At 71.7% G+C, this 15,041-nt stretch carries 11 protein-coding genes; 6 read left to right on the top strand and 5 right to left on the bottom strand.

Features of this window, described 5'->3' with window-relative positions:
• Nucleotides 1-12 precede the first annotated feature (12 nt).
• A complete protein-coding gene (locus ACIPEQ_RS10440) occupies nucleotides 13-411 on the bottom strand; it encodes a DUF3253 domain-containing protein (RefSeq protein ID WP_402715084.1) in 399 nt (132 codons plus the stop codon).
• A 123-nt stretch (nucleotides 412-534) separates the two neighbouring features.
• On the opposite strand from ACIPEQ_RS10440, the gene ACIPEQ_RS10435 reads away from it, so the two are divergent.
• Nucleotides 535-1,815, top strand: coding sequence for an alpha-amylase family glycosyl hydrolase (locus ACIPEQ_RS10435; RefSeq protein WP_402715257.1), 1,281 nt, complete (start codon nucleotides 535-537; stop codon nucleotides 1,813-1,815).
• A gap of 102 nt (nucleotides 1,816-1,917) precedes the next feature.
• Here ACIPEQ_RS10435 and mmsB read toward each other — a convergent pair whose 3' ends face one another.
• From mmsB to chvE, 3 genes are all read right to left on the bottom strand, one after another.
• A complete protein-coding gene (gene mmsB, locus ACIPEQ_RS10430) occupies nucleotides 1,918-3,099 on the bottom strand; it encodes a multiple monosaccharide ABC transporter permease (protein WP_402715083.1) in 1,182 nt (393 codons plus the stop codon).
• Complete coding sequence (mmsA, locus tag ACIPEQ_RS10425) at nucleotides 3,086-4,636, bottom strand: multiple monosaccharide ABC transporter ATP-binding protein (RefSeq protein WP_402715082.1); 1,551 nt, start codon at nucleotides 4,634-4,636, stop codon at nucleotides 3,086-3,088. The genes mmsB and mmsA overlap by 14 nt, the downstream gene beginning before the upstream one ends.
• A 158-nt stretch (nucleotides 4,637-4,794) precedes the next feature.
• Nucleotides 4,795-5,928 carry a multiple monosaccharide ABC transporter substrate-binding protein gene (gene chvE / locus ACIPEQ_RS10420; protein ID WP_126891470.1) on the bottom strand — a complete coding sequence of 378 codons (1,134 nt, stop codon included), beginning with the start codon at nucleotides 5,926-5,928 and terminating at the stop codon, nucleotides 4,795-4,797.
• Nucleotides 5,929-6,109: 181 nt separating this feature from the next.
• Between chvE and ACIPEQ_RS10415 the strand changes: the two genes are divergently transcribed.
• Nucleotides 6,110-7,159, top strand: coding sequence for a substrate-binding domain-containing protein (locus ACIPEQ_RS10415; protein ID WP_402715081.1), 1,050 nt, complete (start codon nucleotides 6,110-6,112; stop codon nucleotides 7,157-7,159).
• 9 nt (nucleotides 7,160-7,168) lie between these two features.
• Here the strand turns inward: ACIPEQ_RS10415 and ACIPEQ_RS10410 are convergent, their stop codons facing one another.
• A complete protein-coding gene (locus tag ACIPEQ_RS10410; protein ID WP_402715080.1) occupies nucleotides 7,169-9,193 on the bottom strand; it encodes a glycoside hydrolase family 127 protein in 2,025 nt (674 codons plus the stop codon).
• 139 nt (nucleotides 9,194-9,332) lie between these two features.
• On the opposite strand from ACIPEQ_RS10410, the gene ACIPEQ_RS10405 reads away from it, so the two are divergent.
• The 4 genes from ACIPEQ_RS10405 to araA all read left to right on the top strand — a co-directional run bounded on the left by ACIPEQ_RS10405 (nucleotide 9,333) and on the right by araA (nucleotide 15,032).
• Nucleotides 9,333-10,337 carry a LacI family DNA-binding transcriptional regulator gene (locus ACIPEQ_RS10405; protein WP_402715079.1) on the top strand — a complete coding sequence of 335 codons (1,005 nt, stop codon included), beginning with the start codon at nucleotides 9,333-9,335 and terminating at the stop codon, nucleotides 10,335-10,337.
• A gap of 722 nt (nucleotides 10,338-11,059) precedes the next feature.
• Nucleotides 11,060-12,802 carry a xylulokinase gene (locus tag ACIPEQ_RS10400; protein WP_402715078.1) on the top strand — a complete coding sequence of 581 codons (1,743 nt, stop codon included), beginning with the start codon at nucleotides 11,060-11,062 and terminating at the stop codon, nucleotides 12,800-12,802.
• Nucleotides 12,799-13,509 (top strand): L-ribulose-5-phosphate 4-epimerase, encoded by a 711-nt coding sequence (locus ACIPEQ_RS10395; protein ID WP_402715077.1) that lies wholly within the window; start codon nucleotides 12,799-12,801, stop codon nucleotides 13,507-13,509. Before ACIPEQ_RS10400 ends, ACIPEQ_RS10395 begins: the two co-directional genes overlap by 4 nt.
• Nucleotides 13,506-15,032, top strand: coding sequence for an L-arabinose isomerase (gene araA, locus ACIPEQ_RS10390; protein WP_126890516.1), 1,527 nt, complete (start codon nucleotides 13,506-13,508; stop codon nucleotides 15,030-15,032). The genes ACIPEQ_RS10395 and araA overlap by 4 nt, the downstream gene beginning before the upstream one ends.
• Nucleotides 15,033-15,041: the final 9 nt, after the last annotated feature.

Raw genomic sequence — 15,041 nt, 5'->3', positions numbered from 1 at the left:
GACACGTGTTCCCTACCGGGGTCGTCGGATCCGGATCGGACCCTTGGCGGTCGAGGGGTCGACCACGCTGCCGTTCTGGGTGATCTCGACCTCGCCCCGCGCGACCATGCGACGCGCTGCCCGTCGTGCGGGCTCCATCAGGGGCCGCCAGTCGTCGGGCTCGAGGGACCGCGCGACCTCCGACGGGCAGATGCTCGACGTCCGTGCACGAGCGGCGAGCAGCTCGTCGATCCGCTGCTCGAGTGCGCGGTCGGTGTCGTCGACCCCGTGCTTCCGGCACGCCGCCGAGCACCACTTGGCATCGGGGGAGGCGGACGACGGCATCCGACGACCGCAGGACGCGCAGGTCCGATCTGCGTGTGCCTCCTGCGATGCCGAGGCGTCCGCGGCGGTCCTGATCGCTCGTCCCATGCGCCCATCCTGGTCCTGCGGTCCGACACGACCCACAGCCCAGGGTCGGCTGGCACGATCGGAGTGGTGACCCTTCACCCGAACGTCTCCCGCCCGCAGGAACCCGCCTGGGTCGAGCACGCGATGTGGTGGCACGTCTACCCGCTCGGCGCGGTGGGCGCCGAGGTCCGTCCGACCACCCCGGTCGACGACCGTCCGGTCGACCACCGCCTCCAGCGACTCGTGCCGTGGCTCGACCACGTGGTGGGACTCGGGCTGAACGGGCTCCTGCTCGGCCCGGTGTTCGCGGCGTCGACGCACGGCTACGACACGGTCGACCACTTCCGGGTCGACCCGCGGCTCGGGGACGAGTCCGACCTCGTGGCGCTCGTGGACGCGGCACACGAGCGCGGCGTCCGCGTGGTGCTCGACGGCGTCTTCAACCACGTCGGGCGCGAGCACCCGGCGTTCCGGGCGCTCGAGGAGCAGGGTCCCCGTGCGTCCACGGCCGACCTGTTCGCCCTCGAGCAGACCGACTGGCAGCAGGGCGAACGCGTACCGGTGCGCGACTTCGAGGGGCACGACATCCTCGTCGCCCTCGACCACGACGGTCGGGCGGCGGAGGACCTGGTGGTCGAGGTGATGACGTACTGGCTCGACCGCGGGATCGACGGGTGGCGGCTCGACGCGGCGTACGCCGTCCCGCCGGCGTTCTGGGCGCGGGTGCTGCCACGGGTGCGCGAGCGGTTCCCGGACGCCTGGTCCAGCGGCGAGGTCATCCACGGTGACGCGGCCGAGGTGGTCGAGGCGTCGACGATGGACTCCACCACGCAGTACGAGCTGTGGCAGGCGGTCTGGCACGGGATCGCCGACCGGAACTGCTTCGAGCTCGCGCACGCCGTCGAGCGCCACGACGCCCTGCTCGCCACGTTCGTGCCCACGACCTTCGTCGGCAACCACGACGTCACCCGGATCGCGAGCGCGGTGGGGGAGCGGTTCGCCGGGCACGCCGCCGCGGTGCTGTTCACGGTCGCGGGGACGCCCGTCGTGTACGCCGGCGACGAGTACGGCTGGACGGCGGTCAAGGAGGAACGTGAGGGCGGCGACGACGCCGTCCGCCCGGAGCTCCCGGCCGCCCCGCCCGCACCGACCGACCTGACCCACGTGCACGAGGCACTGATCGCCCTGCGTCGCCGGAACGCGTGGCTGCACCGCGCGCACACCGACGTCGTGCACCTGACGAACACGGCGGTGGTGCTGCGGACGGCGACCGCGGACGCGGCGGTGGTGACCGCCCTGAACCTGGCGGACGACCCCGTCGAGGTGCCCGCGGCCGACGCGACGCGGGTGGAGGCGGGCGCCGGCGACCTGCGGGACGGGACCCTGCGCCTCCCGGCCGCCGGCTGGGCCGTCCTGACTGCCTGACACTTCCGCGTACAGAACGAGACTCGGGCTGGGCGACCGTTCTCGCGCCGACCGGCGCGAGATGTGTCGCTCAGCCCGAGTCTCGGGGCAAGAGAGCCAGTCCTACTTGCGCGCGGACGCCGCCCGACGCTTGTTGAACACGTCGAACGCGACGGCGGCGAGCAGCACCAGGCCCTTGATGAGGGACTGGAACTCCGTGCCGACGCCGAGGATCGACATGCCGTTGTTCAGGATGCCGATGATCAGACCACCGACGATCGCGCCCGGCACCGTGCCGATGCCGCCGGTGACGGCAGCGCCACCGATGAACACGGCCGCGATGGCGTCGAGCTCGAAGCCGTTGCCGGCACCCGGGGCCGCGAGGTTGAGCTGACCCGTGAAGACCACACCCGCCAGGGCCGCGATGACGCCCATGTTCACGAAGAGCAGGAACGTGACGCGCTTCGTCTTGACGCCGGACAGCTGCGCGGCGAGGGCGTTGCCGCCGATCGCGTAGACGTGGCGACCGAACACCGAGCTGCGCATGACCACCGAGTAGACGACGACGAGCAGACCGAGCACGACGAGCACGATCGGGGTGCCGTTGTAGCTGGCGAGCAGCAGCGCCACGTAGATCACGAGCGCGGCGCCGAAGGCCGTCTTCACGATGAACCAGGCGAACGGCTCGCTCTCGAGCTGGTACTTGCGACGCGTGATGCGGCCACGGAACGCGGCGATCACCATGACGGCGGCGGCCGCGATGCCGAGGATCATCGTGAGCGGCTCGTAGCCCGTGGTGCCGAACGACGGCAGGAAGCCGGAGCCGAGCGAGCGGAAGCCCTCCGGGAACGGCGAGATCTGCTGGTTCTGCAGCACGATCTGCGTCGCGCCGCGGAACGCGAGCATGCCCGCGAGCGTCACGATGAACGCCGGGATCCCGAAGTACGCGATCCAGAAGCCCTGCCACGCACCGACGAGCGCGCCGACGACGAGGCAGAGGAGCGCCGCGATCGGCCAGGGGAGGCCCCACTGGGTGATCATCACGCCCGCCATGGCGCCGCTGAAGGCGACGACCGACCCGACGGACAGGTCGATGTGGCCGGCGATGATGACCATCACCATGCCGATGGCGAGGATGAGGATGTAGCTGTTCTGGACGATCAGGTTCGAGACGTTGATCGGGGCCAGGGTGATGCCGTTCGTCGCCACCTGGAAGAAGATGACGATGACGATCAGCGCGATGAACAGGCCGATCTGTCGGAGCTGCCCGGTGAGGTAGCCGACGGCGGACTTAAGCGCGTTCATTGACAGGGGTCTCCCGTTCCTGGGTCATGTACTGCATGAGGACCTCTGGGGTGGCCTCGGAGCGGGGCACGTCGGCCGTGATCGTGCCCTCGGAGAGTGTGTAGATGCGGTCGCAGATGCCGAGCAGCTCGGGCAGCTCGGACGAGATCACGATGACGCCCTTGCCCTGGTCGGCCAGGTCGTTGATGAGCGTGTAGATCTCGTACTTCGCGCCGACGTCGATGCCGCGGGTCGGCTCGTCGAGGATGAGCACGTCCGGGTCGGCGTACATCCACTTCGACAGGACGACCTTCTGCTGGTTGCCGCCGGAGAGCTTGCCCGTCACGGCGTCGACGTTCGGCGCCTTGATGTTCATGCTCTTCAGGAAGCCGCCGGCGACCGTGGTCTCCTTCGACGCGTTCACGAAGCCCCAGTCGGCGAGCTTGCCGAGCGCCGAGCCGGAGATGTTCCGCTTGATGTCGTCGATCAGGTTGAGGCCGTACCGCTTGCGGTCCTCGGTGGCGTAGGCGATGCCGTTGTCGATCGCCCGGGTCACCGTGTTCGTCTTGATCGGCACGCCGCGCTTGTAGACGGTGCCGGAGATGCCGGTGCCGTACGAGTGCCCGAAGACGCTCATCGCGAGCTCGGTGCGGCCGGCGCCCATGAGCCCGGCGATGCCGACGACCTCACCCGCGCGGACGTTCAGGTTCACCTGGTGGATGATCTCGCGCGACCCGTCGAGCGGGTGGTGGACGGTCCAGTCCTCGATGCGCAGGAGCTCCTCGCCGATCTTCGGCTCGCGCTCCGGGTACCGGCTGGACAGGTCGCGACCGACCATGCCGCGGATGATCCGGTCCTCGGACACGTCGTCGGCGTGCATGTCGAGCGTCTCGATGGTCTTGCCGTCGCGGATGATCGTGACCTTGTCCGCGATCGCCTTGATCTCGTTGAGCTTGTGGCTGATGATGATCGCCGTCATGCCCTCGGCCTGCAGCGTGCGGATGAGCTCGAGCAGGTGTTCCGAGTCGTCGTCGTTCAGCGCGGCGGTGGGCTCGTCGAGGATGAGGAGCTTCACCTCCTTCGAGAGCGCCTTCGCGATCTCGACGAGCTGCTGCTTGCCGACGCCGATGTCCGTGACCTTGGTGACCGGGTTGTCCTTGAGCCCGACGCGCTTGAGCAGCGCCGCCGCCTCGAGGTTCGTCTGGTTCCAGTCGATGAGCCCGCCCTTGACGCGCTCGTTGCCGAGGAAGATGTTCTCGGCGATGGACAGGAACGGGCTGAGTGCGAGCTCCTGGTGGATGATCACCACGCCCGCCTTCTCGGAGTCGTTGATGTCACCGAACTGCACCGGCTGGCCGTCGAGCAGGATCTCGCCGTCGAAGGAGCCGTGCGGGTAGACGCCCGACAGCACCTTCATCAGGGTCGACTTGCCGGCGCCGTTCTCGCCGCAGATCGCGTGGACCTGCCCGCGCTCGACCTCGATCGAGACGCCCTGCAGCGCCTTCACACCGGGGAAGGTCTTGGTGATGTCCCGCATCTCGAGGATGGTGTCCGCCATGTGGACCGCCTTTCCGTCGTCCGCGCGTGGGCGCGGGTGGAGACGGACTGGAGGCGCGGTGCGGGGGTGCACCGCGCCTCCAGTCCTGTGGATGGTTGCGTCCTACTTGAGGTCGGCTTCGGTGCCGGAGAGCCGCACTGTCCCGCAGTCGGTGACCGTCACTTGAGGTCGGCTTCGGTGTAGTACCCGCTGTCGACGAGGACCTCCTTGTAGTTGGCCTTCGTCACCACCGTGGGCTGGAACAGGTAGGTCGGGACGACCTTGACCTTGTTGTCGTAGCTCTTGGTGTCGTTGACCTCGGGGGTCTTGCCGGAGAGCAGGTCCTCGGCCATCGTCACGGACTGCTTCGCGAGCTTGCGGGTGTCCTTGTAGATGGTGGAGTACTGCTGGCCCGCGATGATCGACTTGACCGAGGCGGCCTCGGCGTCCTGACCGGTCACGACCGGGAGCGGACGGTCACCCGAGCCGTAGCCGGCGCCCTGCAGGGCCGAGATGATGCCGATCGACATGCCGTCGTAGGGCGAGAGCACGCCGTCCAGCTTCGTGCCGCCGGAGTACGTCGACGCGACGAGGTTCTGCATGCGGGCCTTGGCGGTCGCCGGGTCCCACTGCTGCGTGGCGGCCTGCGAGAGCTGGTCCTGGCCGGAGCCGATCTTCAGCGTGCCGTCCTCGAGGTACGGCTTGAGGGTGTCCATCGCGCCGTTGAAGAAGAACCCGGCGTTGTTGTCGTCGAGCGAGCCGGCGAAGACCTCGATGTTGAAGGGGCCCTTCTTGCCGGTCTTCTCGCCCTTCTCGTCCAGCACGCCGAGGCCCGTGAGCAGCGACGTGGCCTGGTCGACGCCGACCTTGTAGTTGTCGAACGACACGTAGTAGTCGACGTTCTTGTTGCCGGTGAGCAGGCGGTCGTACGAGATCACCTTGATGCCGGCCTTCGCCGCCTGGTCGAGCTGGTCGGACAGCGCGCCACCGTCGATCGAGGCGATGATCAGGACCTTCGCGCCCTTGGTGATCATGTTGCTGACCTGCTGGGCCTGCTGCTGGACCTTGTTGTCGCCGTACTCGAGGTCGACCTTGTAGCCGGCCTTCTCGAGGTCGCTCTTGACGGCGTTGCCGTCCTTGATCCACCGCTCGGAGACCTTGGTCGGCATCGCGACGCCGACCAGGGCGCCCTTGTTGCCGTCCGCGGTGTCGCCGCCGCCGGTGCTCGCCGCACGGCCGCCGGCCGAGCAAGCTGCCAGGGAGAACGCGATGCCGAGGGCCGCGACCCCCGCGATGATCCTGCGCTTCATCATCGAAGTACCTCTGTTCCTCTCGCGTCGTCCTCGACGCGCTCGGGTGCTGGGGCTGCTGTGCCCCGTGGGATTCGCTCGTGTGAGCGCTCACATACTGAGGGTTCCGTACCGGGGTGTCAACTCGTCGTGACCGTTTCGGGATCTTGCCTCGCGGAGCGGCCCGGACGGTACGCTCGGCGACGTGACCACCACGACCGCGCTCGGGGGCCCCGGCGGCAGACGTCGCAAGGCCCCGACGATCTTCGACGTCGCCGAGCGCGCCGGTGTCTCGCACCAGACCGTCTCCCGCGTGATCAACGGCGACCCCACCGTCCGCGACGCCTACCGATCGCAGGTGACGGACGCCGTCGCCGCGCTCGGGTACCGGCCCCGCGCCGCCGCCAGGGCCCTCGCCGGGGGACGCAGCCGCGCGCTCGGCATCATCACCGCCGGCGACGCGCTGTACGGACCGTCGAGCACCGCGGTCGGGTTCGAACGGGCCGCTCGGTCGGCGGGCTACCACGTGCTGCTCTCGACGCTGCCGGACGACCCCCGGCCGGTCGACCTGTCCGGGGCGCTCACCACGCTGCTCGCACAGGACGTCGCCGCGATCGTGCTGGTCGCGGCCGACAACCGCGTGCTGGACGCGCTCGCGTCGCTGACGATCCCGGTCACCGTCCCCGTGGTCGTCGCGAACGCCGTGCAGCGGGACGCCGTCCGGACCCCGGCCGCGCGCAGTGTCGCCGCCGTCGCCATCGACCAGGCCGCCGGTACGAGACTCGTGATGGAGCACCTGTTCGCCCGCGGGCACCGCCGGGTGGTGCACATCGCCGGGCCCGCGGTCTCGCAGGAGTCCGAGGTGCGCCGCGAGAGCTACGGTCGGATCATGCGCGAGGCGGGTCTCGAGCCGGTCGTGCTCGACGGCGACTGGACCCCGGCGAGCGGGTTCGCGGCGGCGCGGACGATCGACGTGCACGCGGTCGACGCGGTCTTCGCCGGGAACGACCAGATGGCGCTCGGGGTGCTGCACGCCTTCGCCGACGAGGGGCTCCGCGTGCCGGACGACATCGCCGTGGTCGGGTTCGACGACATCCCCGAGGCGGCGCACTTCACCCCGCCGCTCACCACCGTGCGACAGGACTTCATGGCCATGGGGCAGCGGGTGCTCGAGGCCGTGCGCGCCGTGGTCGAGGGGGAACCCCGCGACGAGACGCTGCTGCTGCCCGAGCTCGTGGTGCGCCGCTCGACCTGAGCGTCGGCCTCAGCGGGCGAGCGGGAGCCAGACGCGCATCGGCGCCGGGCCGCGGTTCGCCCAGGCGTAGTACGGCACGGCGACCGCGGTGACGGGCGGTCCGGCCTGGAGGCCCGTGGCCGCGTCCGTGGGACCGGCTGCGGTCGTGGGGCCGGCCACGTCGGAGGCGGCGGCCGCGTCGGCGGGGTGGGTCGCGCCTCCCGGTCGGTCGATCCGTCGGTACGGCCACGCCGCCTGCTCGTGCCGCGACGGTGCGTACCCGGGCACGCGCAGCGTGACGACGCCGTCGAGCAGGTCGTCGCGACGTTCCTCGGTGATGGGCGCGGTGGCGTCGACCGTCAGGTCGTCGACCGTGAAGCCCTGCTGGTCGGCCTGCTCGACGGCGTAGACGAGCGGGCCGCGCTCGATCGCGACCTGACCGCGCGCCGCGTCGATGCGGGGATCCGCGACGTACCGGTGCGGTGTCGTGTCGAAGGCGAGCTCGACGGTGTCGCCAGCCGACCAATCGCGGTCGACCACGTGCAGGGTGCCGGGCTCCGGCGACGCGGTGCCGTCGGGGGTCGTCACGGTGGTGGCGTCCGACCACGCGGGGATGCGCAGCCCGAGTGCCAGGGGGCCGTCCTCTATGACCGTGACCACCACGCGGCCGTCGTGCGGGTACCCGGTGGCGACGCGCACCGGGCCGAGGTCGGCGTCCGCGTACTGGTGGACCTGCAGGCCGTCCTCGGTCGCGGTCGCCAGGTAGCCGTCGAGGCTCGCGAACGTGCGCATGATGTTCGGCGGGCAGCAGGCGCAGTCGAACCAGCCGCGGCGCCCGTGGGCGGGGGAGCGGTTCTCGTCCCGGTGGGCGCCGTCGCGGTGCTGCAGCGGGTTGACGTAGAAGTACTCCGTGCCCGCCAGGCTGACCCCGGGCAGGAACGCGTTGTAGAGCAGGCGCTCGATCGCGTCGGCGTAGACCGGCTTCCCGGTCGCGAGCAGCAGGCGCCACGCCCACTGGACGCCGCCGATCGCCGCGCAGGTCTCGGCGTAGCCGCGGTCCGTCGGGAGCTCGTACGGGTCGCCGAACGCCTCCCAGTCCCAGCGGGCGCCGAGGCCCCCGGTGATGAACGCCTTGGTCGCCTGCATGTCCGCGAACTGCCGCTCGCTCGCCGCCAGGAGCTCGGCGTCACCGGTCTCGATCGCGACGTCCACGGCACCCGCGGCCAGGTACACGGCGCGGACCGCGTGGCCCTCGACGGTGGTGGCCTCGCGGACCGGGACCCGGTCGGAGAAGTACGTCGGCTCGCCGCCGGCACGCTCGATGATGCCGTGCCCCCGGGCGTCGACGAACCAGTGCGCCAGGTCGAGGTAGGCGCGGTCCCCGGTCTCGCGGTACAGCTCGACGAGGCCCGTCTCGACGACCGGGTGCCCGTCGATGTCCTGGGTGCGGTCGTCGCCGGGCCCGAACGTGGCGACGAGGTGGTCGGCGTTCCTCGTCGCGACGTCGAGCAGCCCGGTGTCGCCGGTCGCGCGGTGCTGTGCGACGGCGGCCTGGTACAGGTGTCCGGCGCAGTAGAGCTCGTGGCTCCACTTCAGGTCGACGTAGCGCTCGCCGTTCCCGCGCACCTGCTGCACGGAGTCGACGTAGCCGTCCGCGGCCTGCGCCCGGGCGTACAGGGCCGTGACCTCGCGCTGCAGGTCGAGCAGGTCCTGGGCGGGGGCGCGGCCGTACTCCCACGCGACGGCCTCGAGCCACTTCGTCACGTCGGAGTCCATGAAGACCGGCCCGACGACCTCGCCCTGCTCGTCGCCGGCGGCGATCCGGAGGTTCCGGAAGTTCCCGGCGGCGCGGAGGCGCTCGTACCCGCTTCGGACGGCGTCGCGACCGTTGCGGTCCTGGCGCAGGGCCCAGGAGCCCCCGGTGATGCGCGCGGCTCCGGCCGGGAGCGGCCGACACGACAGGTGCGCCGCCGCGGTCGGGAGGGCCGGGGTCGCGGTCCGCACGCGGCGCCCGGTCGCGGGGGTGTCGGTCGTGGTGCCGGTCGTGGTGGTCATGGCGCCTCCTTGCGTCTGACTGGTGGCCGTCCGTTCGGAAAGCGCTTTCCGTCCACGACGCTACGGCACCGTCCGGGCGTGCACAAGAGCCTTCCGCGCTAGCATCGGGCCAGCCCTCCGAGTCGGAAAGGACCTTGCCGTGGCCGTCGATCACCCGAACCGGTCCGTCCGCATCACCGACGTCGCGGCGCTCGCCGGGGTGTCGATCGGGACCGCCTCGAAGGCACTCAACGACACCGGGCAGCTGCGCGACGAGACCCGTCGTCGGGTGAAGGACGCCGCCGACAAGCTCGGCTTCGTCGGTGACGCACGGGCGCGAGCCCTGTCGTCCGGCCGCACGTTCACCGTGGGCATGATCACGACCGACTCGTTCGGACGGTTCACCATGCCGGTGCTGCTCGGCGCCGAGGACGCCCTGTCCGCCGGCGAGATGATGGTGCTCGTCTGCGACACCCGCGACGACCACGTCCGCGAGGCCCACTACCTCCGCTCGCTCGTCGCCCGGGGTGTCGACGGCATCGTCGTCACCGGTCGGTCCGCCGACGCCCGTCCGCCGATCGAGGTCCCCGTGCCGGTCCCTGTCGTCTACGCGCTGACGCCCTCGACCGACCCGTCCGACGTGTCGGTCACCCTCGACGACGCCGCCGGTGCTGCTGCCGCGGCCGCGCACCTGCTCGGACTCGGACGGCAGCGGGTCGCCGTCGTCACCGGGCCAGAGGACGCGCGGTCCGCGGTGGACCGGGCACGAGGCGCCGCTCCGGTGCTCGGCGAGCGGATGGTGGGCGCTCCGATGCACGGCGAGTGGTCCGAGCGATGGGGGCGGCAGGCCGTGGACCTGCTCGACCGGAGCCCGGCCGCGGTGGACGCGGTGCTGTGCGGGAACGACCAGATCGCCCGGGGCGTCTGCGACCGGCTGCGCGAGACCGGGCGGACGGTGCCGGGCGACGTCGCGGTGACCGGGTACGACGACTGGGACGTGGTGGCGCTGGCCTCGAGGCCGCCGTTGACCACCGTCGACCTGCGGCTCGACGAGCTCGGTCGCATCGCGGGCCGGGCGCTGCTCGACCTCGTGGCGGGTGGGAGTCCGGCGTCGACGGCCGTCACCCCGGCGCTCGTCGTCCGCGAGAGCACCCTCGGCGCGTAGTCCGGCGGGTGTCCGGGCGTCCTGGCTGTCCTGGCTGGTCGGAGCGTTCTCGTCGCACGACCTGCCGCTCAGTTCCGCCCGTGACGGCACGTCCTGCGACGGGAACGATCGCCGGCGGCATGTCGTGGCACCGGAACGCGCGCGGGTGCCGGGCAGTGCAGGGCGGCACGGGGCGGACCGCAGGGGCGTTGTCGTCGCACGACCTGCCGCGCGCTGACGCTCATGTCGCACGACCTGCCGTCCGTGGGGAAGTCGCGCGGCAAGTCTCGCGACGGGAAGGGGGCGGCCGGCAGCCGGCGGGTGGCGGGCGGTCGAGCGGGGCCGGGTGGACCGGGGCGCCGAGCGGGAGGGACATGCCGCGCGCGAGTCGCCGAGCGGGCGAGAAGTGTCGGCGAGGGATGCCGAGCGTGACGGTTCGTGCCCGCTCGACGGACCTCGACGGCGCCCGGCGGCGGGCGGTCGAGCGGGGCCGGGCGGACCGGGGCGCCGAGCGGGAGGGACATGCCGCGTGCGTGTCGCCGAGCGGGCGAGAAGTGTCGGCGAGGGATGCCGAGCGTGACAGATCGTGCCCGCTCGGCGCGACTCGAGTGGGGTACGGGCGGAGGGTGGCAGACGGAGCGGCGGGCGGCGGGGACCGCGGCGCGCCGTCGCGTTGCACGCGTGAGCGCTCACGTGCCAGGATGTGAGCGCTCACGCAGGACGACGAGGTCTCGGGAGGACACATGAGCGACGACCGCCGGCAACAGGTCGAGGACGGCCGCACGACCCTCGGTGTCGAGCTCGGCTCCACCCGCATCAAGGCCGTGCTCGTCGACGAGCAGCTGCGACCGATCGCGAGCGGCTCCCACGAGTGGGAGAACGAGTACGTCGACGGTCGGTGGACGTACCCGCTGGTCGCCGTCGAGGCCGGGGTCCGCGCGGCCTACGCCGACCTGGTCGCCGACGTCGAACGGCAGTTCGGCGTCCGTCCGACGACCTTCCGCGCCGCGGGCGTCTCCGCGATGATGCACGGCTACCTCGCGTTCGACGAGGACGGCGAGCTCCTCGTCCCGTTCCGCACCTGGCGCAACACCTCGACCGGCCCCGCCGCCGCGCGCCTGAGCGGCGCGCTCGACTTCAACGTGCCGCAGCGCTGGTCGGTCGCCCACCTGTACCAGGCCGTGCTCGACGAGGAGCCGCACGTGGCGCAGCTCGCGGGCATCACGACCCTCGCCGGGTACGTGCACCGCATGCTCACGGGCCGAGACGTCCTCGGGGTCGGCGACGCCAGCGGCATGTTCCCGATCGAGTCCGGCCCGGTCGAGAGCGCACCGGGTGAGCCCGGCCGCCGTGACTACGACGCCGCGATGCTCGCGACCACGCAGACCCTGCTCGGCGACCACGTCCCCGACCTCCGCACCCTGCTGCCCGAGGTGCTCGTGGCGGGCGAGGACGCCGGCGTGCTCACCCCCGAGGGTGCCGCGTGGCTGGACCCGACCGGCACGCTGCAGCCCGGCGTCCCGTTCTGCCCTCCCGAGGGCGACGCCGGCACGGGCATGGTGGCGACGAACGCCGTCGCTCCGCGCACCGGCAACGTCAGCGTCGGCACGAGCATCTTCGCGATGGTCGTGCTCGAACGGGCGCTCCGGACCCCGCACGAGGAACTCGACGTCGTCACGACCCCGGCCGGCGACGCCGTCGCGATGGTGCACTGCAACAACGGCGCGAGCGAGATCGCCGCCTGGGCTCGCGTGTTCGGTCGCTTCGCCGACGCCGCGAGCGAGCGGACCGGCAGCCCGTCGGTCGCGGTCGACGACGTGTACGCGACCCTGCTGGCCGAGGCCGCCGACGCCGACCCCGACGCCGGCGGGCTGCTCTCCTTCAACTACCTGGCGGGCGAACCCGTCACGGGCGTCGAGGACGGCCGTCCGCTGCTGCTCCGCACCCCCGGCGCCCGGTTCACCCTGGGCAACCTGGTCCGCTCCGAGGTCCACGGCGCCTTCGCCACCCTCGCGATCGGCATGGAGGTCCTGCACGGCGAACACGTCGCCGTCGACCGGATGACCGCGCACGGCGGACTCTTCCGCACGCCGGGTGCCCCGCAGCGCCTGCTCGCCGCGGCGCTGCGCGTGCCGGTCGCCCTCGAGGAGACCGCGGGCGAGGGCGGGGCCTGGGGCATCTCCGTGCTCGCGGCGTACCTGGAGCACACCGACCGGCCGCTCGAGGACTTCCTCGCCGACACGGTGTTCCGCGGCGACGCGGTGCACGTCGCCGAGCCCGAGGAGCGCAACGTCCGGGGCTTCCAGGACTACCTGGCCCGGTACCGCGCGGCCCTCCCCGTGCAGGACGTGGCAGCCGCGGCGACCCGCACCGGCCCGACGACCGACCAGGGCGAGCCGGCGGGGCAGCCCGCACCGACCGACCAGGGCGAGCCGATCGACGTGGTCGAGGCGCGCCTCCAGACCGAACAGGAGCCGACCCGATGACCGAAGCGCCCACCGACGAGACGAGGCAGGCCGTCGCCGCCGCGCGCGAGCGCGTCGCCGCCCTGCACGGTGAGCTCGTCCGTTACGGCCTGGTGATCTGGACGGGCGGCAACGTGTCGCAGCGCGTCCCCGGCACCGACCTGTTCGTCATCAAGCCGAGCGGGGTCGCCAGCGACGACCTGACCCCCGAGAACCAGGTGGTCTGCACCCTCGACGGCGTCCCCGCCGACGGGTGGGGCAACGCGCACGGCCCGTCGTCCGACACCGCAGCGCACGCCTTCGTCTACCGGAACATGCACGAGGTCGGCGGCGTCGTGCACACTCACTCGACGTACGCGACCGCGTGGGCGGCGCGCGCCGAGGAGATCCCGTGCGTGATCACGGCGATGGCCGACGAGTTCGGCGGACCGATCCCGGTCGGCCCGTTCGCGATCATCGGCGACGACTCGATCGGCCGCGGCATCGTCGACACCCTCGCGGGCCACCGGAGCCGCGCCGTGCTCATGCAGAACCACGGTGTGTTCACGATCGGCAAGGACGCGAAGGACGCCGTGAAGGCCGCGGTGATGTGCGAGGACGTCGCCCGCACCGTGCACATCGCGAAGCAGGGCGGCGAGCTCGTGCCCATCGCCCCCGATGACATCGATCGACTCTTCGATCGCTACCAGAACGTCTACGGACAGAACCCCGAAGGAGCCATGCGATGACGCAGGTGAACCCCCAGGCCACCCTCGACAGCTACGAGGTCTGGTTCCTCACCGGGTCGCAGGGCCTGTACGGCGAGGAGACCCTGCGCCAGGTCGAGGAGCAGAGCCGCGCCGTGCACGCCGAGCTGGCGCCGCACGTGCCGGTGAAGCTCGTGTGGAAGCCGGTCCTCAAGGACGCCGACGGCATCCGCCGCGCGCTGATCGAGGCCAGCGCCGACGACAAGGTCATCGGTGTGACGACCTGGATGCACACGTTCAGCCCGGCGAAGATGTGGATCGGCGGCCTGCAGGCGCTCACGAAGCCGCTGCTGCACCTGCACACGCAGGCGAACGTCGCGCTGCCGTGGGGCGACATCGACTTCGACTTCATGAACCTCAACCAGGCCGCGCACGGCGACCGCGAGTTCGGCTACGCCCTCGCCCGTCTCGGCGTCCGGCACGCGACCGCGGTCGGGCACGTGTCCGACCCGCGCGTGGTCTCGCGAGTGGAGAACTGGACGCGCGCGGCGGCCGGTGCCGCCGCCGTCCGTGAGCTCAAGCTCACGCGCTTCGGTGACAACATGCGCTACGTCGCCGTCACCGAGGGCGACAAGACCGAGGCCGAGATCGAGCTCGGTGTGCAGGTGAACACCTGGGCGGTCAACGAGCTGGCCGCAGCGGTGGCCGAGGCCGAGGCGGACACGGCAGCGGTCGACGAGCTCGTCGCCGTCTACGAGCGCGACTACGACGTCGACGCATCGCTGCGGCGTGACGGCGGTGACCGTCACCAGGCGCTCCGCGACGGCGCCGCGATCGAGCTCGGCCTCCGTGCGCTCCTGGAGCAGAACGGCTCCGCGGCGTTCACGACGAACTTCGAGGACCTCGGCACGCTCAAGCAGCTGCCGGGCCTGGCGGTGCAGCGGCTCATGGCCGACGGCTACGGGTTCGGCGCCGAGGGCGACTGGAAGACCGCGGTCCTGGTCCGCGCGATGAACGTCGCCGGCGCGGGCCTGCCCGGTGGCGCCTCGCTGATGGAGGACTACACGTACGACCTCACCCCGGGCGCGGAGAAGATCCTCGGCGCCCACATGCTCGAGGTCTCGCCGACGCTCACCACCACGAAGCCGACGCTCGAGATCCACCCCCTCGGCATCGGCGGCAAGGACGACCCGGTCCGCCTGGTCTTCACCGCGGACGCCGGCGAGGCGGTCGTCGTCGCCCTGTCGGACACCCGTGACGGCTTCCGCCTCACCGCGAACGTCGTCGACGTGGTGCCCCCGACCGAGGCGCTGCCCAAGCTGCCCGTCGGCCGCGCCGTCTGGGAGCCGCGGCCGTCCTTCCCGGTCGCCGCGGAGGCCTGGCTCACCGCCGGCGCCGCGCACCACACCGTGATGACGACCGCCGTCGGCCTGCAGGTCGTCGAGGACCTCGCGACCATGGTCGGCACCGAGTTCCTCGTCATCGACGAGCACACCACGGCACGCGCGTTCAAGGACGAGCTCCGCCTGCAGCAGGCGTGGCACCGTCTGGACCGCGGGTTCTAGGGCCGTGAC

It is taken from the genome of Curtobacterium sp. NPDC087080 (assembly GCF_044745105.1).
GTDB lineage: Bacteria > Actinomycetota > Actinomycetes > Actinomycetales > Microbacteriaceae > Curtobacterium.
This window is presented reverse-complemented; position numbering and strand designations above follow the sequence as displayed.